The sequence below is a fragment of the Hyphomonas oceanitis SCH89 genome (genome assembly GCF_000685295.1).
Lineage (GTDB): Bacteria > Pseudomonadota > Alphaproteobacteria > Caulobacterales > Hyphomonadaceae > Hyphomonas > Hyphomonas oceanitis.
On the sequence record NZ_ARYL01000007.1, the window covers coordinates 36165 to 55750 of the forward strand.

A 19586-nucleotide genomic window follows, 5' to 3' on the forward strand; every position below is an offset into this window, starting at 1 on the left:
TATTATCACATACTTTTACACTCTTAGGTGGAGCAGAGGTAGGAATTGGAAAAGGACTTGCTGCAGTCAATTGCTGAGCTTTTTCCGTCGCTCAAGCTGGGTGGGCTCGCGATCCCTTGGCCCGTCTGGAGCGGACTTAGTATTTTTGCGCTTGTCGCTTTTATCTGGAAGGTCGTTTTTGCCCGTGCGAATGACCTCGCCACATACAAAACTCTGACTGCTCCGAAGGCAGCTACATCAAGCCAAGTTGAAGGCCTTGAGCTCCTTGTGAAGCAGCTGCTTGCACAAACTGCCCCGAAAGATGGACAAGCCGAGCCACAACGCGAGGCGATGCGGGAGGCGGCAGCTGAGCGCACGGTCCGTGCAGAGCCGAACGCCGCGCGAGATATTGCTCAAGGTCAACTGAAATTGGGTTTCGACGAGCTCGAACAGCGTGCGCAGGCAAAAGCGGCTGCGGCGGCACAGGAATGGCGAGATCTCGCTACACTTGCTAGCGACCGGGAGCCACAGCGTGCTCTGCGGGCCTGGCGAGAAGCGGTTAAACTGGACACGGCTGATTTCTGGTCATGGATTGAACTTGCGCGACTGGAGTTGAGACATGATGGTAGCATCCCTGCGGCGAGGGTAGCAATTGAATGTGCACTTCGGAGGGCGACCACTGAACGCGACAGAGGCGTCTGCCTTGACGAATTGGGCGATGTCGAGATTGCGAGCGGTAACCTTGTTGTGGCGCGGGGCCATTTCGAGGAGGGCCTTGAGGTTGCCCGTGCGCTGTCTGCGGCGAGCCCTGAGAGCGCGCAAGCAAAGCGAGATGTCAGCGTGTCCCTGAACAAGCTGGGTGATGTCGAGGTTGCGAGCGGTAACCTTGTTGTGGCGCGGGGCCATTTCGAGGAGGGCCTTGAGGTTGCCCGTGCGCTGTCTGCGGCGAGCCCTGAGAGCGCGCAAGCAAAGCGAGATGTCAGCGTGTCCCTGAACAAGCTGGGTGATGTCGAGGTTGCGAGCGGTAACCTTGTTGTGGCGCGGGGCCATTTCGAGGAGGGCCTTGAGGTTGCCCGTGCGCTGTCTGCGGCGAGCCCTGAGAGCGCGCAAGCAAAGCGAGATGTCAGCGTGTCCCTGAACAAGCTGGGTGATGTCGAGGTTGCGAGCGGTAACCTTGTTGTGGCGCGGGGCCATTTCGAGGAGGGCCTTGAGGTTGCCCGTGCGCTGTCTGCGGCGAGCCCTGAGAGCGCGCAAGCAAAGCGAGATGTCAGCGTGTCCCTGAACAAGCTGGGTGATGTCGAGGTTGCGAGCGGTAACCTTGTTGTGGCGCGGGGCCATTTCGAGGAGGGCCTTGAGGTTGCCCGTGCGCTGTCTGCGGCGAGCCCTGAGAGCGCGCAAGCAAAGCGAGATGTCAGCGTGTCCCTGAACAAGCTGGGTGATGTCGAGGTTGCGAGCGGTAACCTTGTTGTGGCGCGGGGCCATTTCGAGGAGGGCCTTGAGGTTGCCCGTGCGCTGTCTGCGGCGAGCCCTGAGAGCGCGCAAGCAAAGCGAGATGTCAGCGTGTCCCTGAACAAGCTGGGTGATGTCGAGGTTGCGAGCGGTAACCTTGTTGTGGCGCGGGGCCATTTCGAGGAGGGCCTTGAGGTTGCCCGTGCGCTGTCTGCGGCGAGCCCTGAGAGCGCGTCAGCGAAGCGAGATGTCAGCGTGTTTCTGGACAAGCTGGGCAATGTCGAGGTTGTGACCGGTAACCTTGTTGTGGCGCGGGGCCATTTCGAGCAGGGGCTGGAGATTGACCGTGCGCTGTCTGCGGCGAGCCCTGAGAGCGCGCAATCAAAGCGAGATGTCAGCGTGTCCCTGAACAAGCTGGGTGATGTCGAGGTTGCGAGCGGTAACCTTGTTGTGGCGCGGGGCCATTTCGAGGAGGGCCTTGAGGTTGCCCGTGCGCTGTCTGCGGCGAGCCCTGAGAGCGCGTCAGCGAAGCGAGATGTCAGCGTGTTTCTGGACAAGCTGGGCAATGTCGAGGTTGTGACCGGTAACCTTGTTGTGGCGCGGGGCCATTTCGAGGAGGGCCTTGAGGTTGCCCGTGCGCTGTCTGCGGCGAGCCCTGAGAGCGCGTCAGCGAAGCGAGATGTCAGCCTGTCTCTGGAACGGCTGGGTGATGTCGAGGTTGCGAGCGGTAACCTTGTTGTGGCGCGGGGCCATTTCGAGCAGGGGCTGGAGGTTCGCCGTGCGCTGTCTGCGGCAAGTCCTGAGAGCGCGGAAGCGAAGCGAGATTTGATTGTAAGCCTGGACAAGCTGGGAAGCTTGACGCATGAACTGGCCTATTGGGAAGAGGCGCTTGACATTGCACAGGATATGGAGGCGAAGGCTCAACTGAGGTCAGCTGATGCGTTCATAACTGATTATCTGCAAAAGAAGATCGACGCGGCGCGGGCTCTTTAACTTGATAGGCCTTGCTCCCTGATTTGGACGGTAGCTTCCCGCTACCGACATAATAAAGGGTGCGGCGCATAGGCTCCGCACCCTCTGTCTCAGGCCCTGGAGCCGCTTGCGTGATCAGCTGCCGGGCTGGTCGTTGGTGAGCTCTTCGAGCTTGGTGGCGACTTCAGCTGTTGCGCTTGTGTCTTCCGGCAGTTTTTCCAGGGTGACCTTGAGCGGGTTCGGCACGAGTTCCTGCGTCGCGCCATTATTGGCGTCGAGGATGGCGCCGATGCCGCCGCCGAGGATGACGTTGCCGGCCATGCCCGCGCCGCCGCCACCGGACATCTGGTGCGTGATGTTATGAGTCGTGGTCTTGTAGCCCTCTTTCTCGATCGTGACCGAGAATTCGGCTTCGCGCTTCACCTTCGGGATGGCGCAGGGCGTCGGCGTGCAGCTGAGGCCGAGGCTGGTCGAGACGTTTGCACCCGATGGTTCCGTCTCGATGAGGAATGCTTCGGTTGTGCCGCGTGTGACTGTCGCGCAGCCGGTGATGGCTATTGCCAATGGCAACAGCAGGAAGAGTGGTTTCATTGTGTGGGAGCCCCCCGGGTTAATGTAATTCTAGGTTGCCGTTGCAACGGTAGGTTCAGTTACGAGGCGGGAAAGGGTCTGGCAAGGCGTTTTTTGGGTAAAGGAGCGCGACAAATCTGCATATTCATATCCGTGAGCAGATTATTGGAATCCGGCGGATATCCGGGCCGAGGAGGCGTTTGTCAAAATAGCTCCTGAAAAGACACTTTGGCGCTTCTGGTCCTCAACGGCACTTCCCACGCATCGCTGTCTTGCCAGGCTTTTCGGCGGTCTTCCGGCGTGTGCGGATGTTCGGCTATGGCGGCGTTAATCGGGGCGGGATTCGCGCAGTGGTGGCAGCCAAATTGAGGACTTACACTTTACTGTTATTTAAATACGATACGATACGCATTGTGGTTGAACAATCAGGATGTGAGTTCACGCAATGCTGTTCGATGACAGCCACATGTTGGCTTACAAGCTCACGCTTGATGAGTTCGCGATCGTTGCCAGGACCGACAGGGCTGGTCGGATTCTTGAAGTGAATGACCGCTTCTGCGAGATCAGCAAATATGAGCGTGCCGAGCTTATCGGGCAGACGCACCGCCTGTTGAATTCGGGGTTTCACCCCAAATCCTTCTTCATCGACATGTGGAAGACGATCTCTGCCGGGACGACCTGGAGAGGCGTCATCAGGAACCGGGCCAAGGACGGCTCTTTCTATTGGGTTCTGACGACCATTGTGCCCGAGACGGATGCAGCTGGCCGCGTCAGCGGATATACGGCAATCCGTGTGGATATTACTGCCCAGCGGAATGCTGAGGATTCCCTTGTTCTGGAGACCCGCAACCGCAGGAATGCGGAAGAGTTGCTGCTCGATATTATCGAAGCCATGCCAATTGGCGTTGGCGCGTATGATCAGGGTGACCGGCTGCTCCTGTGCAATGCCGCCTATCGCGACATGGTTCCGGGCGCGCGGGACAACTGGGGCGACGGGCGCACGTTCAATGATGTCATCCGGAAGTCTGTCGCCAGCGGTGCGCTCGCCCTTCCGTCCAAGATTCCCCCCGATGACCTGGAAAAGGCCGTGCGGGCGACACTGAAGCGCTACAAGACAGGTGGGCAGGCCTCAACACATGAACTGACCGACGGGCGCTGGTTTCAGGCCCAGGGCCGGAAGACAGCCAAGGGCGTCAGTGTTGAAGTCGTGACCGATATCAGCGCCATAAAGCAGGCCGAGAGCACGATACGCGAGCAGATAAAATACGATCCGGTGACGGAGATATACAACCGGATCGGCTTTGATTCGGAAATCGAAACAGCCATATCCGACTATGCCAAGACCGGCACGGCGTTCGCGCTGGGTCTGATCGACATTGATCATTTCAAGCGGGTCAATGATCGGATGGGGCATGCCGCGGGCGATGCTGTCCTTCGGGGCGTTGCCAGACGGTTAAAAGGCTTACCGGGAATTCGCTGCGCGGCTCGTGTGGGGGGCGACGAATTTGCCGTCCTGATCGACATGTCGGGAAAGGATATCGGCGGGCTTTGCAAGTCTGCCGAGCGTGGCGCGGCTGCGTGCTTCCGGCCCCTGTCCATCAATGGCAGCATGATCGACCTGTCCGGCTCTATCGGCATTGCCGTTTTTCCAGATGACGGAAGCGATGGCGAGACGCTAACGCGCGCAGCGGACATGGCGCTGCTTGCTGCCAAGCGCCTTGGCCGATCACGTGTGCAATTGGTCAATGAAGAGATCAAGACGCAGCACACGCGGTACGGCATAATCCTGGATACGCTTCCTGCTGCCATCGAGAACCGTCAGATTACGCCCGCCTTTCAGCCGGTCGTTACAGCCCACACGCACATGCTGAAGGGGATGGAAGTGCTTGCGCGGTGGGAGCATCCCGAAATAGGCGCGGTGTCTCCCACAGAATTTATTCCGATTGCCCAGGAAGCGGGACTGTTGAGCGCGCTGGACCAGATGATGATGGAGTCAGCCTGCGAGTTGGCAGGTGACTGGCTGACCTCCGGGATGATTAAATTCCTGTCGCTGAACGCTTCGCCGACCGAACTGGCCACGCGCGGGTATGCAACAAACTTGCTCGCGACTTTGAGGCGCGTGGGTATTCGACCCGAGCAGATCTCCATGGAAATTCTGGAGTCAGCCTTCATTGATGACGTCCCCGCCGTGGTGCGCAACCTGGACCGGCTGCACGAGGCCGGGGTCATGATCGTGCTCGATGATTTCGGGACAGGCTTCTCCAATTTGCAGGCGGTGATGGGCCTGCCGCTGTCCGGCATCAAGTTTGATCGATCGATCATCCAGCGGCTTGATGAGGAGGGCATGCTGTCCGCCACAATCAATTCGATGGTCCAACTCTTTCAGTCATTCGGCATGTATACAGTGGCAGAGGGCATCGAGACCGATGCGCACCTGGAAATGGCCGAGAAGATGAATGTGAGCTGCCTGCAGGGCTACATGTTCGGTGAAGCCCTTTCTTTTGCCTATGCCGATCTCTTTGTGCGCAGCAACCACGCCTTCCGCATGTCAGTCAGCGCCCCGGCCCAGGTGGCATAAAGGGCGGGGTCTTGTCTCGGAAAGGTCTGGACAGCGTGCGGGGCTGGCCCTAGCGAGCGCGGATGATCGCGCGTCTTCTCTCTGCTCCCTTGTTGCTTGCCGTGCTGGCCGTAGCCATGGGCTCGGGCATTGATGCGCTTGTGAAGGCGACGGCGCCGGGAGCAGGGGTGATGGTGCTGGTTGCGTGGCGCTTCCTGTTCGGGGCGATGATTGCGACGACAGTGTTCCTGGTGCAGCGGCGTGCCTGGCCAAAGCGGGAAGCCGTGCTGTTCCATATCATGCGCAGCCTGATGCAGGTGGCGAGTGCCATCCTGCTTTTCTACGCGCTGACGCAGCTCGCGCTGGCCGAGACGGTGCTGATCGGATTCACGGCCGCGCTGATGGTGCCTTTTGCGGCGTGGCTCATTCTGGGTGAGGCTGTCTCGCCGCGCGCGTTCGGGCTGACGTTGCTGGGCTTTGCCGGGGCGGCCTTTGCCGTGAGCGCGACGCCGGAAGGGGCGGTAGGTGCGCACCGGATGATGGGCATCGCGTCGATCCTGGCGTCTGCCATGCTCTATGCCGTCGTGCTGGTGCTGCTGCGCCTGCGCGCGGTGAAGGAGGACGCGACGACGATTGCCTTGTTCACCAATGGCGTGCCGGCGCTCTGCCTGTCGCCCTTCCTGTTTGGCATTGCCGGGCCGGTGAACGTGAATGACCTGCCCGTTTTTGCGCTATTGGGGGCGATTGGCTATGCGGTCTGGTACCTGCTGACGCTGGCCTATGCGCGGGCGCGGGCGCAATTGCTGGCGCCGCTGGAATATACGGCGCTGATCTGGGCGGCGCTGATCGGCTTTGTCGTCTTTGACGAAGTGCCGGGCTGGCGCGTGGCCGTCGGCGCGGTGCTGATTGTCGCCGCATGCCTCGGTGTGGCGTTCGAGAGCCATTTCGCGACGCGCCGTGAAACGGGCCAGCCGGTCAGCGACCTGCCAGATTAAGGCCCCATAACGAAAAGCCCCCGCATCTTGCGATGCGGGGGCTTCAGGATCGTGTGGCTCTCGCGGCGTACGCGGGGCCTAAAGGCTTTTAGGCGGAGGCCAGTTGGCCAGCCGACATCTTGCCGCTGCGAGCGTCTTTTTCGAGCTCGTAGCTGACTTTCTGGCCGTCGTTGAGCGTGGCCATGCCAGCGCGCTCGACTGCAGAGATGTGAACGAACACATCAGCGCCGCCGGCGTCGGGTTGAATGAAGCCAAAGCCTTTTTGGCTGTTGAACCACTTAACAGTTCCTGTGGACATAGATCTTACCTGGTCTAAAAAATTCACGGACACGCGGAGTTGCGCGTACATGATCAATCTCGGTTATTGCGGGGGAGTAAGTCGGTCTTGCAGCGGCGCTTAAGCACGGCCTTAGTTGCGAGTTATCCGACACAAGTTCGAAGTCGATGGAAACCTTATCGCACAGATCGGGGGCTTCCACAATGCACCTTTACATGGCGGCGCCCGCACGCCCCCGTATCTTGCTGATTATAACTGAATTGGTGGAATATATTTGCAAATGGTTTACCCGGCGTGCGCATATTCGTCAGCATGGACAGATTCACCTCAAGACTGCAGGCAGGCCTCAAGCGGGTTCAGATGGAGTTCCGGCGCGCTGAACCACGTGTCGAAGCTTACCGGCCGGGCCGCATGGTCTGGCCTGATCTCTGCGCATCGCGGGATATTTCCATCCTCGACATGTCCCCGTCCGGCGCGAAACTGACCTTTGGGGAAGGGGCCATCCTTCCCGAGCTTCCACGCGAATTCTACCTGTTCATCCATGGCCTCGGCGGCCATGTGTCGGTGCGCCTTGTCTGCGAAAAACGCTGGCAGCGTGCTGAACTGGTGGGCGTGAAGTTCATCAAGAAACTGGAAGACGCTGATTTCGAGCGTCTGGTCGCTGCGGCGCCGTCCGAGCACTAGCGCAGCCAATCCGGCGAATTCGCCAGAAATTTCATCGATTCATTGAACGTGATCCACACACCCCTGTGTCAGAACGGGGCGTCGCGATGTGGCACGCCTGTTGTTCCATTTCGCTCCACTAACTGATGGCTTGGGGGGCAGTTCAGACCCTCCGGCTACGAACAAGGGTATGATGATGGCGAAGACCGTACTGGTAATTGATGATGATCCGACACAGCGTCGCCTGCTTCAGGCTGCGGTGGAGAAGGCGGGCTTTGCCTGCCGCACGGCGCCTGATGGCGAAGCGGGCATTGCAGTTGCAGCTGATCCGAAAGATGGCGTTGATGTTGTCCTGCTGGACCTCACCATGCCGGGCCTCTCGGGGCTCGACACACTTGAGCGTCTCGCCACCAAGCGCCCGGACCTGCCTGTCATCATGCTGACCGCCACCAGCGGCATTGATACGATTGTCCAGTCGATGCGCCGCGGCGCGGTCGATTTCATCGTCAAGCCGGCCAATCCGGAACGCGTTGTTGTCTCGATACGGAACGCCTTGAAGATGCAATCGCTGTCAGGCGAAGTGAAGCGTCTTTCGCGCAAAGCCGAAGGCGGCATGAGCTTTGACGACATGATTGCGTCGGCGGCGCCCATGCGCCAGGTCATCCGCCTGGCGGAGCGTGCGGCCGTGTCTGACATCCCTGTCCTGATCCTCGGTGAAAGCGGTGTCGGTAAGGAAGTGATTGCGCGCTGCATCCAGGGCGCGTCCGGCCGCTCCGGCAAACCGTTCGTCACCGTCAACTGCGGCGCCATCCCGGAAAATCTTGTTGAATCGATCCTGTTCGGTCACGAGAAGGGCGCCTTTACCGGCGCCGTCTCCAAGTCGCCGGGCAAGTTCCTTGAAGCTGATGGTGGCACGCTGTTCCTCGACGAAGTGGGCGAACTGCCGCTCGACGCGCAGGTCAAACTGCTCCGCGCCTTGCAGGAAGGTGAGGTCGACGCTGTCGGATCGCGCCGTCCGACCAAGGTGGACGTGCGCATCATCTCCGCCACAAACCGCGATCTTGCCCAGCAGGTTGCTGAAGGCACGTTCCGCGAAGACCTGTTCTATCGTCTCAACGTGTTCCCGGTCGACATGCCGAGCTTGCGTGAGCGTCGCGATGACATTCCGGCCCTGGTCGATCATTTCGTCACGCGCTTCAATGCCAGCGAAGGCACGAAAGTGGGCGGCGTGGCCGATGACACGCTGAAGATGCTTTATGCCTTCGACTGGCCGGGCAACGTCCGCCAGCTGGAGAATGCTGTGTTCCGCGCGGTCGTGCTGTGCGAAAGCGATCAGCTTCAGCCGCAGGACTTCCCGCAGATTTCCGGGCAGATGCCGGACATTTCCAGCCTGCCGGCAGCGCCTGTTGCGGCCAATGCCGTTCCGACCGCGCCCATGGCGGCCAATGATGTCGGTGCAGGCGAAGTGGCCTCCAGCCCTGTCAGCATAACGGATGTGCATGGCGAGCTGCGCTCACTGACCGATATCGAACACGATATCCTGCAGTATGCGATCGACTTCTATGAGGGCCACATGAGCGAAGTCTCACGTCGGCTCGGCATCGGCCGTTCGACGCTTTACCGCAAGGTGCGCGAATATGATCTCGACGTGCGCAACGAGCGCGAAGCGGGCTAAGATATAAAAGGCAGGAAACGTCGGGAGACGGTCCTTCGGGGCCGTCTCCCTTTTTTTGTCCGGCATCCGGGCTCAGGGAAGTAGCGCGGCCTTCACCACTTCGCCGATCTTGCGGGCGTCGGCTTCGCGGGGGCTGCCGGATTTCCAGGCGATGCCAACCTGCCGACCGATGACCGGCGTCGTGAACTCGCGCACGGCCACGTCATGGCTGACAGCGAGGCCGTGATCCATGGCAAGGCGGGGGAGGAGGGAGACGCCGAGGCCGCCCGCCACCATGTTGACCAGCGTGCCGAGCGAGGTTGCCGCGACCTGTCCGGCATGGTCGCCGGTTTTCAGGCGGCAGATCGACAGGGCATGCTCGCGCAGGCAGTGGCCATCTTCGAGCAGCAGGATGTCCTCGCCGTTCAGGTCTTCCGGCGAGAGGCCGTTCTTCTTGGCCAGCGGATGGTTGGTGGATGAGGCGAACAGGAATTCATCATCGAACAGGGGCACGGTCTCGATGCCCGGCGCATCCCAGGGCAGGCCGATCAGGGCCGCGTCCAGTGTGCGGGTCCGCAGCTGGTCGATCAGGCGGGTCGTCTTGTCTTCATGCAGGTAGAGTTTGAGGTCCGGATAGACTTCCGACAGCGCGCGCACCGTCTGCGGCAGCACGAAGGGCGCGATGGTCGGGATGGCGCCGAGATGGAAGGGGCCAGTCAGCATGGCGCCTGCGCTCTGCACGACCTGGACGAGCGCATGGGCATCGGCAAGCAGGGCGCTGGCGCGGGCGACGGCGAGTTCCCCGGCGTGCGTCAGGCGGGCGCCGCGTGCTTCGCGATCGGCGAGGCGCACGCCGAGAAGATCTTCCAGTTCCTTGATCCCGGCAGAGAGGGTTGGCTGGGTGACGTGGCATGCCTCGGCCGCCCGGGAGAAGGAACCGGTATCGCCCAGGGCGGTGAGGAATTGAAGCTGACGTAGGGTCGGTATAGCCATAGAATTCCTCTATACGAAATACTGGAAATATCAATTTTTCTTTTGGGAAAAACAACCCCAAGTGCAGCACTTGCGGGCTTCACCGGGCCCGCTAACTGCAGCATTCCCAACAGGAGACCTCCCATATGCTCGGCATTGGCCAGAAACTTCCCGATTTTAAAGTCACCGGCGTGAAGCCAAAATTCATGCAACACGAAGAAGGCGGCGTCAGCGCTTTTGAAGAGCTCACGCAGGACAGCTTCGAAGGTAAGTGGAAGGTCATCTTCTTCTACCCGAAAGACTTCACCTTCGTTTGCCCGACCGAGATTGCCGAATTTGCCCGCCTCGGCGAAGAATTCGCTGATCGCGATGCCGTGGTTCTCGGCGGCTCGACCGACAACGAATTCGTCAAGCTCGCCTGGCGCCGCGACCATGCGGACCTCGCAGAGCTGCCAATCTGGCAGTTTGGCGACACCAATGGCTCGCTCGTCGACGGTCTCGGCATCCGCGATCCTGAAGCGGGCGTTGCCTATCGCGCCACGTTCGTCGTCGACCCGTTCAACGTCATTCAGCACGTCTATGTGAACAACCTGAATGTCGGCCGGAACCCTTCGGATACGCTGCGCGTGCTCGACGCCCTGCAGACCGACGAGCTGTGCCCATGTAACCGCCCAGTGGGTGGAGATACATTGTAATTTTGTAATTTGCCGCCGCGGCGGCGAATACCCAAATGAGTCCTGCAGGCAAGGAATGACGGCCTTTTCCTCCCCCCTTGAGGGCCGTTATTTCCCTGCAGGATACGATGTCCGGCGAGCTGCCTAATGCGCCTTTACCCCTTGGCGCTCGGCCAGTTTGTCCCCGCAAGCCCCATGGTGCTCGCCGGATTTCGTCACTCCCGCCCATTCCCTGCATCTCTTCCCCCGAAAGGACACCTTGATGTCGCTCGACACCCTGAAATCCCGCATGCCGGACTATGCCAAGGACCTGAAGCTGAACCTGGGCTCGCTGGTCAATGAAACCGTGCTGACCGATCAGCAGAAATATGGCTGCATGCTCGCATCTGCCCATGCTGTGGGTGAGCCTCTAACGCTGCGTGCCCTCGAGGCTGAAGCGCAGGGCAAGATGACCCCTGAGGCCATCAAGGCGGCCAAGGCGGCCAGCGCCATCATGGGCATGAACAATGTCTATTACCGCGCCACGCACCTCATCTCGAACACGACCTATACGACTGTGCCGGCCAAGCTGCGCATGAACGTGATCGGTTCGCCCGGTATCGAGAAGGCGGACTTCGAACTCTTCTCGCTGGCCGTATCGGCTGTGAACGGCTGCGGCATGTGCCTTGATGCGCACGAGGCCGAGCTGCGCAAGCATGGCCTGACGACTGACCAGATCCAGGCCGGCCTGCGCATCGGCGCGGTGGTCAACGCTGCCGCCCGTGTCATGGCAGCTGAAACGGCGCTGGAATCCGAAACGGCCTGACGCCTGAATAATCCCTGATCCTGACGCCGCCGGAGTTCGCACTCCGGCGGCGTTTGCTTGTGCCTCAGCATGTATTCGCCAAGGGCAGGGAAGGGGTGCGCAAAGGATTCAGAAAGGCATCTGATGTTTTCAGGCGGCTGCCGACATTGATTTGATGTAATGTCAGGCAGATAGGCAGGAATTAGCAGCCAGTTTTTTCCCGCGATGCAAACTGACAACACGGCTCTTCAGTCAATTGATTAACAAGGAATAAATAAGCCCGCCCCACGCCTTCCCAAGGGGGTGTTCCTTTATGTTCCCGGTGTGTGCTTTCTATGTTCCATCGTGGTGGGGGTGTGGATATTTCGATTCACCGTGTTCGCCCATTGAGGCCCATAGCTGCCCATGATATTCCAAATTTACACATGGGTAACCATGCTGGGGTTTAGGCATAACTATTACAGGGTTGGCGGGTGTTCGTTTCCACCTATGAGAGCGCTATTGATGCAAAAGGCCGGGTTTCCATCCCCGCGCCCTTTCGCGCAGAGCTTGGGGGAAGCAGCCGGATCTTCCTCTGGCAGGCACTCGACGGCTCCGGCTGCCTCGAAGGCGGCGGTGAGGCCCTAATGGCCATGTACCGCGCCACGCTGACACGCCTCGCGCCGCAATCTGACGTTCGCAAGGTTCTCGTCAACCGCATCATCGCCGGTTCTGCCGACCTTAAGATGGACGAGACCGGCCGCATCAAGCTGCCGGAAGACCTCTGCAAGGCCGCAGAGCTGGAAGGCCGCATCAAGTTCGCCGGCAATATGGACAGTTTCCAGATCTGGAACCCTGACAAGCACGCCGCCTACAACGCTTCCATGGAAGCCGCTGCGGCCTCGCCAGACGTGATGGCCGCCTTTGGCCGGGCCTATTCAGAAGTGCTGCACCAGCAAGGCGCAGGCCACTATAATGGCCCTAAACTGGTCGAAGGAGGCGAAAGCTGATGAGCGCACGCCACACATCCCCGCGTCCTGAAGCATCCGGCCACCGGCCCGTCATGCTGGACGAAGTGCTCGCATGGCTTGGCCCTCAGGACGGCGACCGCATCGTTGACGGCACGTTCGGCGGCGGCGGCTATACCCGCGCGATCCTGCTCGCCGCGAAATGCAGCGTTCTGGCCATCGACCGCGACCTTGATGCCATCCTGCGCGCCGAAAAAATGGCCAGTGAAACGCCGCGCCTGACGCCCCTTCTGGGCCGGTTCGGCGAGATGGACACACTGGTCAAGACGGCCGGGTTCGAGACGGTTGACGGCGTCGTGCTGGATATCGGGGTCTCCAGCTTCCAGATCGATGAAGGTGAGCGCGGCTTCTCCTTCATGAAGGATGGCCCGCTCGACATGCGCATGGGCGCCGCCGGGCCAACGGCGGCCGACGTGGTCAACACCATGTCCGAACGCGACCTTGCCAATATCATCTTCCGTCTCGGCGAAGAGAAGCAGGCGCGCCGCATTGCCCGCCATATCGTGCAGCGCCGGGCGCAGCGGCCGTTTGAAACAACAGCAGACCTTGCAGACGCCGTCGAAGTGGCCGTCGGTGGCCGTCGCGGGGCGCGTACGCACCCGGCCACGCTGACCTTCCAGGCCATTCGGATGTACGTGAATGACGAGCTGGGCGAGCTGGCGCGCGCCCTGCAGGCGGCTGAACGGCTGCTCAGGCCGGGCGGACGGCTGGTGATCGTGGCGTTCCATTCGCTGGAAGACCGGATGGTCAAGCAATGGCTGCGCGAACGGGGCGGAAAGACGGGAGGTGGCTCACGCCATATGCCGCTGGCCGCCAAAGGGCCTGACCCGACATTCGAACTCTCTGTTTCTAAAGCAATTGTCCCTTCTGATAAGGAAGTGGAAGGCAATCCGCGTGCACGCTCGGCCAAGTTGCGGGCCGCGATCCGTACAGGCGCACCCGCGATCGAGGAAGAGACCAGCGACGGCATGAACCTGCCGCCGCTCTCGGACCTGGAGGATGCCCTATGAGTCGTCGCGCTTTTTTCTTTGGAATCCTGGTGGTGGGCCTGCTGATTGTCAGCCTCTACCGGGCAAAATACGGCGCCAAGGATACGGCTGCCGAGATCATGGCTGTTGAGGCCCAGATCGAGGATGCACGCCACGAGAAGGCCCTGCTCGAGACCGAGCTGTCGCACATGAGCCGGCGCGAGTGGATCGAGGAATACGCCCGCGGCGAACTCGGCATGGCCCCGCCGCGGTCCGACCAGGTTGCCGCTGAAGGCGATCTTGATGCGCTTGTCGGCCCACCCGTGAAAGCGGGCGCCGCGCCCCAGCCGCAGCAGACGGGGGGCGAAAAGTGACCCAGGACGCCCGCGACCGTACACGGCTGGCAGGATTGGGCCTCAGTGCCCTCTTCGTCGTGCTTGCGGGTAAGGGCGGCTACCTCGCGATCTCAGGGTCAACGCCCGGCCATACGAATAGCGTGGCGCAGGCTGAAGCGCCTGTCCGGGCCGACATTGTCGACCGCAATGGCGAGCTGCTGGCAACATCCGTTACCGCCTATTCACTGGTCGCCAATCCGAAACTGATCTGGGATGCGGGCGAGGTTGCCCGGTCGCTCAAGAGCGTCTTTCCGGACATCAATGTCGATACGCTGACGGGCCACCTGTCGAACGAAGCGCGCGAATTCGTCTATGTGAAGCGCGGTCTGACACCGCGCCAGCGCAAGGCCGTGTTCGACCTCGGCCTTGAAGGCCTGCGCTTTGAGGAAGAAAGCCGCCGGGCCTATCCGCGCGGCACGCTGGCAGGCCATATCCTCGGCTTCACCAATGTCGACGGCAAGGGCATTGGCGGCATCGAATATGCGATGGATGAGCGCCTCAAGGCAGGCGGCGAACCGCTGCGCCTGACCATCGACAATGGCGTCCAGTCGGCCGTGGAATCCGAGCTTTCGGCCGCTGCCGCCGAGCACGACATTCAGGGCGGCGCGGTGATCCTGATGGACGCGCATACCGGCGAAGTGCGCGCCATGGCCAGTTGGCCGCCGCTTGATGCCAACCGCGCGCTTGAGCTGCCGCTGGACGACACCGCCCGCCTCAACCGGGCGACCGGCGCAGTCTATGAGCTCGGGTCCGTCTTCAAGCCCTTCACCGTGGCGGCTGCGCTGGAATCCGGGGCCATCAAGCCGACCGACATTTTCGACGTACGCACGCCGATGGAAATTCGCGGCTACACGATCCACGACATCCACCCGATCTCAGGCGCGGGCACCGTCTCGCGTATTATCTCCGAAAGCTCGAACCTCGGCACCGTGCATATCAATGCCGCGCTGGGCCCGCGCCGTCAGAAAGCCTTCCTCGGCGCGCTTGGTCTGCTGGAACGTGCACCCATCGAACTCGCAGGCAGTGCCAGCCCGATCCTGCCGGAGCGTTTCGACGATCTCGCCTCGGCCACCATCTCCTATGGCCACGGCATCGCGGTGACGCCCATGGCCTTCCTTGAGGGCTTCTCGGCCTTTGCGAATGGCGGCGAGCGGGTCGCGCCAACGCTGGTCGAGGCCGATGCCCGCAAGGTGACGCCTGTGCGCGTCATGTCGGCCCTGACGACCGACATGGTCAACGCGATGATGCGCGAAGCTGTGCTGACCGGCACCGGCAAGCGCGCCGAAGTGGCAGGCTATCGCGTCGCCGGCAAGACGGGCACGGCGGAGAAACCCATTCCCGGCGGCTATGACGATCGGCGCAACGTAACGAGCTTTGCGGCCATTTTTCCCTATGACCGCCCCCAATATGCCCTGATCGTGACATTGGATGACCCCCAGGTAGGGGCGGAACGCGGCGATACTGCTGCGCTGAATGCGGCGCCGACGGCCGGACGCATCATTGAACGTGTCGCGCCTCTGCTCGGGCTCGCCCCGCGCTTTGAAGGCGTCCGTCCTGCTGGCGCTGAACTCCGCTCTGCATCTGATGAGAGGAGTTCCCTGTGAAGCTGAAAGACCTGTTCCCCCTCGCCGAAGACGGCGACACCGAAATCACCGGCATGACGGCCGACAGCCGGAAGGTGCAGCCGGGCTTCCTGTTTGCCGCCCTGCAGGGCACGGCAACGGACGGCCGCAAATACGTGCCGCAGGCCATTGAGGCAGGCGCCGCTGCGATCCTATCGGATGGCGGCATCGAGAATGTGCCAGTCGCCCATGTGATTGCTGATGAGCCGCGTCTGGCGCTCGCCCTCGCGGCCAAGCGCTTCCACAATTCCCAGCCTGAAACCGTCGTCGCCATCACCGGCACGAACGGCAAGTCATCCACTGTCGACTTTCTGCGCCAGATCTGGTCGCGCGCGGGCTATGGCGCCGCTTCTATGGGGACGCTTGGTGCCATCGGTCCGGGCGGCAAGATTGATGTCGGCCACACAACGCCGGACCCGGTGACGATCCACGAGACACTTCGTGAACTGGTGCGCCAAGGCGTGACCCATTGCGCGATGGAAGCGTCCAGCCACGGGCTTGAGCAGTTCCGCCTTGATGGCGTTGACCTTTCCGCCGTCGCTTTCCTGAACTTCACGCAGGACCATCTCGACTATCACGCGACAATGGAGGCCTATCTCGATGCCAAGCTACGCCTCTTCCGCAAGCTCGGCCATACGGGCATGCCTGCCATCGTCAACGCCGACAGCGACCATCGCGAGGCCTTTGAAGGCGCGGCGACGGAAGCGGGCCTAAAGGTCGTCTCCTTCGGCTGGCGCGGCGAGGATCTCTGGATCGACGAGATCATGCCGCGCGCGACCGGGCAGGTGCTGACGCTGTTCTGGCGCGATGTTGAACACAAGCCGCTGGAGCTGCCGCTGATCGGTGAGTTCCAGGCGCTGAACGCGCTGGGCGCGGCGGCGATTGCCCTGTCGCTCGGCATGGATTTCGAAGCCGTCGCTGATGGCCTGACGCATCTGCAGCCCGTCAAAGGCCGCCTAGAGCTGGTCGGCAAGACGCCAGCCGGGGCAGGGGTGTTCGTCGACTATGCGCACACACCTGATGGTCTGGACGTTCTGCTCCGCGCGGTCCGCCCGCATACGGCCGGCCGCCTGAAAGTGATCTTCGGCTGCGGCGGTGACCGCGATGCCAAGAAGCGTCCGATCATGGGCGAGATTGCCACGCGCCAGGCCGACGATGTGATCGTGACCGATGATAATCCCCGCACGGAAGATGCGGCTGCCATCCGCAAGGCCGTGCTGGCCGGTGCGCCTGGCGCGCGCGAGATCGGCGACCGCGAGGAGGCGATCCGTACAATCATCGCGGAACTGAAAAAAGGCGACACGCTGGTCATCGCTGGCAAGGGCCACGAGACTGGCCAGATTGTCGGCAAGACGGTCATCCCGTTCTCCGACCAGGACACGGCGCTATCGGCGCTGGCAGGGGAGGACGCATGAGCCAGCTGCTCTGGACCTCAGAAGAGATTGCCCTCGCAACCGGCGGCACGGCCTCGGACCCTTTCTGGGTGTCGGGTTCGATCTCGATCGATACGCGCACGCTGATGCCGGGCGACCTGTTCGTGGCGCTGCAGGATGCCCGCGACGGGCACGACTTTGCCGAGGCCGCCTTCAAGGCAGGCGCAGCAGGTGCGTTGGTGTCGAAACCGGTCAGCGGCGGACCGACCATGATGGTCGACGATGTGCAGATCGCGCTGGAAATGATGGGCATTGCGGCGCGCCTGCGTTCCGGCGCCATCCGCACGGCTGTGACCGGCAGTGTCGGCAAAACCAGCGTCAAGGAAATGCTGGCGCGCATCTATCGCGCAGCGGGCCCGGCGCACTGGAACGTCAAGAGTTTCAACAATCACTGGGGCGTGCCGCTGACACTGGCGCGCATGCCGGAGAATACCGAACGCGCCGTCTTCGAGATCGGCATGTCGACTCCCGGCGAGATTGCGCCGCGCAGCCACATGGTGCGTCCGCATATCGGCATCATCACCTGCATTGCCGGCGCGCACCTCGAAGGCCTTGGCAGTCTTGAGGGCGTGGCCAACGAGAAGGCCGACATTTTTGCAGGCATGGAAGCGGGCGGCACGTTCATACTGCCGGCAGATGATGCGTTTCTGGACCATCTATCAGCGCGCGCCCGTGAGCTGTGCCCGACGGGCAACCGCGAGACATTCGGCTTTGCCGAGGACGCGACAGCGCGGGTGACGGGATATGAATCAAACGGCGTGACGAGCCGCATCACTGTGGAAGTGATCGGTCAGAGCGTCAGTGTGGAGATCGAGGCAGTCGGGAAGCATTGGGCCCTTAACGTGGCCGCAGCACTTCTCGCGGCAAGCCAGACGGGGCGCTCATTGGCGGACTGTGCCGAGGCCCTGTCTGGCTATTCGCCGCCACCCGGTCGCGGCACGTCCGAGCAGCTTCCGCTGCCGCAGGGCGGACATTTCACGCTGGTCGATGATGCCTACAATGCAAACCCCGCCAGCATGCGCGCAGCGCTCGCGGCACTGGCCCAGCGGCCCGGTGGCCGACGCCTCGTTGCGCTCGGCGAGATGCTGGAAATCGGCGCGCAATCCGACAGCGAACATGCCGGTCTTGCAGCAGATGTCGTGGCCAGCGGCGCCGAGGGCGTCTTCCTCGCCGGTGACAAAATGACTCACCTTGCAGAGGCCCTCCCGCCGGGTCTTCAGCAGGTATGGGCCCCCAAGGCAGATGAGCTGTGGAATGCGGTGCTAAATGCAGTCCGCGATGGCGACGTGCTCTTGATCAAAGGGTCGAATGCCTCCGGGATGGGACGTATTGCAGACCGCTTGCGCCAACGAAGTGCAGCGGCTGGTTTGGGCAAGATGGATAGCAGCGCAGAAGACGCTGCAGAGGTCAGGTGATGCTGTACGAATGGTTGGCTGCGGATAGCGGTTTCTTCAATCTGCTGAACTATATCACTTTCCGCGCAGGCGCGGCGGTGGTGACGGCCTTCCTCGTGACGGTCGTGTTCGGGGATATGATCATCAACATGCTCCGGGCCCGCCAGGGCAAGGGCCAGCCGATCCGTGATCTGTCGCTGGAACAACAGCTGTCGAAGCAGGGTACGCCCACGATGGGCGGCGTGCTCATCTGGATCGGCCTGCTGGTCGGCGTGCTGCTCTGGGGCAATTTGCGCAACCCTTACGTCTGGGTCGTTCTGTTCGTCACGCTCTCCTATGCGCTGCTCGGCTTCCTCGATGATTATGCCAAGGTGACGAAGCAGAGCGCCGATGGCGTGTCGGCCCGTGCCCGCCTGCTGATCGGCTTCGGCATTGCGGCGGTTGCGTGCGCATTCATCATGGGCCTGCATGGCGCCCACACGCCGGTCGGTCATGCCCAGTGGGGGCCGCTCAATGGCCTCGCCGAGATGATCGCCGGCATGGCGCCCAAGACATCCGTCCAACCTGCTGACCCGGCCTTCTCCGGCGGCGTCGCGGTGCCCTTCGTGAACAATTACTTCCTGCCGCTCGGCGGCTTCTTCATCCTCTTCGGCATGATCGTTGTCGTCGGCAGCGCCAATGCGGTGAACTTCACCGACGGGCTCGACGGCCTCGCCATCGTGCCGATGACCTTCGCCGCCGCTGCCTATGCGATGATCGCCTATCTCACCGGTAACTTCGTCTTCGCCGAATACCTGGGCATCCAGTTCGCGCCCGGCGCGGGCGAGATTTCCGTCCTGCTCGGCGCCATGATCGGCGCAGGGATGGGCTTCCTCTGGTTCAATGCCTATCCGGCCAAGGTCTTCATGGGCGACACCGGCTCGCTCGGCCTCGGCGGCATGCTGGGCGTCGTGGCCGTGGCGACCAAGCACGAGTTCGCTCTGGTCATCATTGGCGGCCTGTTCGTGATGGAAGCGCTGTCCGTGATGATGCAGGTTGGCTGGTTCAAGATCACCAAGCGCCTCACCGGCACCGGCAAGCGCATTTTCCTGATGGCGCCGCTTCACCATCACTTCCAGAAAAAGAACTGGCCGGAAACGCGTGTCGTCGCGCGCTTCTGGATCCTGTCGGTCCTCTTCGCCCTCGCGGGCCTCGCAACATTGAAGCTGAGGTGACCGCAAA

Annotated in this window: 17 protein-coding genes; 14 read left to right on the plus strand and 3 right to left on the minus strand. The window is 61.7% G+C overall.

Translation table 11 applies throughout. The features are described from left to right. Nucleotides 1–57 precede the first annotated feature (57 nt). Nucleotides 58–2421, plus strand: a complete 2364-nt coding sequence (locus HOC_RS06240) for a tetratricopeptide repeat protein (protein ID WP_035536799.1) — start codon at nt 58–60, stop codon at nt 2419–2421. 114 nt (nt 2422–2535) lie between these two features. Here HOC_RS06240 and HOC_RS06245 read toward each other — a convergent pair whose 3' ends face one another. After that, the gene (locus HOC_RS06245; RefSeq protein ID WP_035536800.1) at nt 2536–2991 is read right to left on the minus strand and encodes a PEGA domain-containing protein; all 456 of its coding nucleotides are present in this window, start codon (nt 2989–2991) and stop codon (nt 2536–2538) included. 424 nt (nt 2992–3415) lie between these two features. On the opposite strand from HOC_RS06245, the gene HOC_RS06250 reads away from it, so the two are divergent. Both HOC_RS06250 and HOC_RS06255 read left to right on the plus strand, forming a co-directional pair. After that, nucleotides 3416–5548, plus strand: coding sequence for an EAL domain-containing protein (locus HOC_RS06250; protein WP_035536802.1), 2133 nt, complete (start codon nt 3416–3418; stop codon nt 5546–5548). Between the two features lie 62 nt (nt 5549–5610). Beyond that, complete coding sequence (locus HOC_RS06255) at nt 5611–6522, plus strand: DMT family transporter (protein WP_051624581.1); 912 nt, start codon at nt 5611–5613, stop codon at nt 6520–6522. 88 nt (nt 6523–6610) lie between these two features. On the opposite strand, the gene HOC_RS06260 is transcribed toward HOC_RS06255, so the two are convergent. Then, a complete protein-coding gene (locus HOC_RS06260; RefSeq protein ID WP_034741341.1) occupies nt 6611–6820 on the minus strand; it encodes a cold-shock protein in 210 nt (69 codons plus the stop codon). 291 nt (nt 6821–7111) lie between these two features. Here HOC_RS06260 and HOC_RS06265 point away from each other — a divergent pair, with 291 nt between their 5' ends. Then, nucleotides 7112–7483 carry a PilZ domain-containing protein gene (locus tag HOC_RS06265; RefSeq protein WP_034741343.1) on the plus strand — a complete coding sequence of 124 codons (372 nt, stop codon included), beginning with the start codon at nt 7112–7114 and terminating at the stop codon, nt 7481–7483. A 175-nt stretch (nt 7484–7658) separates the two neighbouring features. Further along, nucleotides 7659–9137, plus strand: a complete 1479-nt coding sequence (locus HOC_RS06270) for a sigma-54-dependent transcriptional regulator (RefSeq protein ID WP_035536913.1) — start codon at nt 7659–7661, stop codon at nt 9135–9137. A gap of 72 nt (nt 9138–9209) precedes the next feature. Here the strand turns inward: HOC_RS06270 and HOC_RS06275 are convergent, their stop codons facing one another. Next, entirely contained in the window at nt 9210–10109 is a 900-nt protein-coding gene (locus tag HOC_RS06275; protein ID WP_035536803.1) for a hydrogen peroxide-inducible genes activator, read from the minus strand. Nucleotides 10110–10234: 125 nt separating this feature from the next. Here HOC_RS06275 and HOC_RS06280 point away from each other — a divergent pair, with 125 nt between their 5' ends. From HOC_RS06280 to mraY, 9 genes are all read left to right on the plus strand, one after another. Then, nucleotides 10235–10783, plus strand: coding sequence for a peroxiredoxin (locus HOC_RS06280; RefSeq protein ID WP_035536806.1), 549 nt, complete (start codon nt 10235–10237; stop codon nt 10781–10783). A 241-nt stretch (nt 10784–11024) separates the two neighbouring features. After that, on the plus strand, nt 11025–11567 hold the full coding sequence (gene ahpD, locus HOC_RS06285) for an alkylhydroperoxidase, AhpD family (RefSeq protein ID WP_035536808.1): 543 nt from the start codon (nt 11025–11027) through the stop codon (nt 11565–11567). 452 nt (nt 11568–12019) lie between these two features. Further along, nucleotides 12020–12535 (plus strand): division/cell wall cluster transcriptional repressor MraZ, encoded by a 516-nt coding sequence (locus HOC_RS06290; protein ID WP_051624582.1) that lies wholly within the window; start codon nt 12020–12022, stop codon nt 12533–12535. Further along, on the plus strand, nt 12535–13563 hold the full coding sequence (gene rsmH / locus HOC_RS06295) for a 16S rRNA (cytosine(1402)-N(4))-methyltransferase RsmH (protein ID WP_035536809.1): 1029 nt from the start codon (nt 12535–12537) through the stop codon (nt 13561–13563). Before HOC_RS06290 ends, rsmH begins: the two co-directional genes overlap by 1 nt. Further along, the gene (ftsL, locus tag HOC_RS06300; protein ID WP_051624583.1) at nt 13560–13895 is read left to right on the plus strand and encodes a cell division protein FtsL; all 336 of its coding nucleotides are present in this window, start codon (nt 13560–13562) and stop codon (nt 13893–13895) included. The genes rsmH and ftsL overlap by 4 nt, the downstream gene beginning before the upstream one ends. After that, a complete protein-coding gene (locus tag HOC_RS06305; protein ID WP_035536810.1) occupies nt 13892–15520 on the plus strand; it encodes a peptidoglycan D,D-transpeptidase FtsI family protein in 1629 nt (542 codons plus the stop codon). Before ftsL ends, HOC_RS06305 begins: the two co-directional genes overlap by 4 nt. Then, a complete protein-coding gene (locus tag HOC_RS06310; protein WP_035536811.1) occupies nt 15517–16953 on the plus strand; it encodes a UDP-N-acetylmuramoyl-L-alanyl-D-glutamate--2,6-diaminopimelate ligase in 1437 nt (478 codons plus the stop codon). Before HOC_RS06305 ends, HOC_RS06310 begins: the two co-directional genes overlap by 4 nt. Continuing rightward, complete coding sequence (locus tag HOC_RS06315) at nt 16950–18386, plus strand: UDP-N-acetylmuramoyl-tripeptide--D-alanyl-D-alanine ligase (protein WP_035536812.1); 1437 nt, start codon at nt 16950–16952, stop codon at nt 18384–18386. Before HOC_RS06310 ends, HOC_RS06315 begins: the two co-directional genes overlap by 4 nt. Beyond that, the gene (gene mraY, locus HOC_RS06320) at nt 18386–19579 is read left to right on the plus strand and encodes a phospho-N-acetylmuramoyl-pentapeptide-transferase (RefSeq protein WP_035536813.1); all 1194 of its coding nucleotides are present in this window, start codon (nt 18386–18388) and stop codon (nt 19577–19579) included. The genes HOC_RS06315 and mraY overlap by 1 nt, the downstream gene beginning before the upstream one ends. Nucleotides 19580–19586: the final 7 nt, after the last annotated feature.

Excerpts from the sequence above, each read along its gene's own strand:
- HOC_RS06245 (WP_035536800.1), bottom strand. The coding sequence starts at position 2,991 with ATGAAACCACTCTTCCTGCTGTTGCCATTGGCAATAGCCATCACCGGC.
- HOC_RS06250 (WP_035536802.1), top strand. The coding sequence starts at position 3,416 with ATGCTGTTCGATGACAGCCACATGTTGGCTTACAAGCTCACGCTTGAT.
- HOC_RS06255 (WP_051624581.1), top strand. The coding sequence starts at position 5,611 with ATGATCGCGCGTCTTCTCTCTGCTCCCTTGTTGCTTGCCGTGCTGGCC.
- HOC_RS06260 (WP_034741341.1), bottom strand. The coding sequence starts at position 6,820 with ATGTCCACAGGAACTGTTAAGTGGTTCAACAGCCAAAAAGGCTTTGGC.
- HOC_RS06265 (WP_034741343.1), top strand. The coding sequence starts at position 7,112 with ATGGACAGATTCACCTCAAGACTGCAGGCAGGCCTCAAGCGGGTTCAG.
- HOC_RS06270 (WP_035536913.1), top strand. The coding sequence starts at position 7,659 with ATGGCGAAGACCGTACTGGTAATTGATGATGATCCGACACAGCGTCGC.
- HOC_RS06275 (WP_035536803.1), bottom strand. The coding sequence starts at position 10,109 with ATGGCTATACCGACCCTACGTCAGCTTCAATTCCTCACCGCCCTGGGC.
- HOC_RS06280 (WP_035536806.1), top strand. The coding sequence starts at position 10,235 with ATGCTCGGCATTGGCCAGAAACTTCCCGATTTTAAAGTCACCGGCGTG.
- ahpD (WP_035536808.1), top strand. The coding sequence starts at position 11,025 with ATGTCGCTCGACACCCTGAAATCCCGCATGCCGGACTATGCCAAGGAC.
- rsmH (WP_035536809.1), top strand. The coding sequence starts at position 12,535 with ATGAGCGCACGCCACACATCCCCGCGTCCTGAAGCATCCGGCCACCGG.
- ftsL (WP_051624583.1), top strand. The coding sequence starts at position 13,560 with ATGAGTCGTCGCGCTTTTTTCTTTGGAATCCTGGTGGTGGGCCTGCTG.
- HOC_RS06315 (WP_035536812.1), top strand. The coding sequence starts at position 16,950 with ATGAGCCAGCTGCTCTGGACCTCAGAAGAGATTGCCCTCGCAACCGGC.
- mraY (WP_035536813.1), top strand. The coding sequence starts at position 18,386 with ATGCTGTACGAATGGTTGGCTGCGGATAGCGGTTTCTTCAATCTGCTG.